This window comes from Streptomyces sp. NPDC101166 (assembly GCF_044768125.1).
GTDB lineage: Bacteria > Actinomycetota > Actinomycetes > Streptomycetales > Streptomycetaceae > Streptomyces.
Window position 1 is genome coordinate 1 of record NZ_JBIWPF010000230.1, and the last position, 1,183, is coordinate 1,183.

Genomic DNA, 1,183 nt, shown 5'->3' on the forward strand with positions numbered 1-1,183 from the left:
GTCCCACCTGGCTCGTCGGCGACCTGGCCGAACTGGACCTCCCCAGCCGTGGCGTGCCCGCCGACTTCGACGCCATCGTCTGCGCGGGCAATGTGATGGCATTCCTGGCGCCCTCCACCCGCCGCGCCGTCCTGTCCGCCTTCGCCCGCCACCTCGCCCCCACCGGCCGCGCGGTGATCGGCTTCGGCGCCGACCGCGGCTACGACTTCACCCAGTTCCTCTCCGACGCCCAAACCTCCGGCCTCACACCGGATCTGCTCCTGTCGACCTGGGATCTGCGGCCCTTCACCGCCGACGCGGACTTCCTGGTGGCCGTGTTCTCCCGCGCGAACTGACGTGCCCGGCCGCTGATCGACACCGCCGAAAGCTAGTGCGCCGGCACGGGTCTCAGCGGCAGCAGTTCGGGTCGAGGACCAGGCACAGCGCTGACAGGGCGTCGCGGTAGGCGCGGTGGAAGGTGTTCATGCCGCGGCGCTCGGATTCGATCAGGCCCGCCTTCTTCAGCTGACCGAGGTGGTGACTGACGGTCGATTCGGCCAGGCCGACGGCCTGCGCGAGATCACCGGTGTTCTCCTCGCCTGCGGTGCTGGTGAGCAGAAGGGAAAGCAGTTTCACCCGGGCCGGGTCAGCAATCGCCTTGAGCCGCAGGGCGATTTCGAGCGCGGCGACGTCGTCGACCGGGCCCGCCGCGACCGGCGCGCAGCAGACGGGGGCGGACATGTCGATCACGGGTAGCGCCTTGGGCATGAGAACGACTGTACGCACCTTCTTGACATATGTCGAAATAGTGGCGCAGACTCGACCGCATCAGCATTTCGACATATGTCTCACAAGTGGAGGTACCATCATCATGTCCCGCATCCAGCTCGCCCTCAATGTCGACGACCTCGACCAGGCCATCGCGTTCTACTCCACCCTCCTCAAGACCGAACCGGCCAAGCGCAAGCCCGGTTACGCGAACTTCGCCGTCGCCGAGCCGCCGCTGAAGCTGGTTCTCATCGAGAACCCGGGCCACGGGGGCAGCCTCAACCACCTCGGCGTGGAGGTCGAATCCTCCGGCCAGGTGCACGCCGAGATCGCCCGCCTGTCCAACGCGGGCATGTTCACCGAGGAGCAGATCGCCACCACCTGTTGCTTCGCCACCCAGGACAAGGTGTGGGTGACCGGGCCCGACGCCGAACGC

Annotated in this window: 3 protein-coding genes; 2 read left to right on the top strand and 1 reads right to left on the bottom strand. The window is 67.4% G+C overall.

What is annotated here, in order from left to right; genetic code table 11:
- On the top strand, positions 1 to 335 hold a 335-nt coding region (locus tag ACIRS4_RS37950; protein WP_404204789.1), incomplete at its 5' end, for a CheR family methyltransferase.
- A 52-nt stretch (positions 336 to 387) separates the two neighbouring features.
- Here ACIRS4_RS37950 and ACIRS4_RS37955 read toward each other — a convergent pair.
- Positions 388 to 747 carry an Rv2640c family ArsR-like transcriptional regulator gene (locus ACIRS4_RS37955; RefSeq protein ID WP_404204791.1) on the bottom strand — a complete coding sequence of 120 codons (360 nt, stop codon included), beginning with the start codon at positions 745 to 747 and terminating at the stop codon, positions 388 to 390.
- A 103-nt stretch (positions 748 to 850) separates the two neighbouring features.
- Between ACIRS4_RS37955 and ACIRS4_RS37960 the strand changes: the two genes are divergently transcribed.
- The coding region (locus ACIRS4_RS37960; protein ID WP_404204794.1) for an ArsI/CadI family heavy metal resistance metalloenzyme at positions 851 to 1,183 on the top strand (333 nt) is incomplete at its 3' end.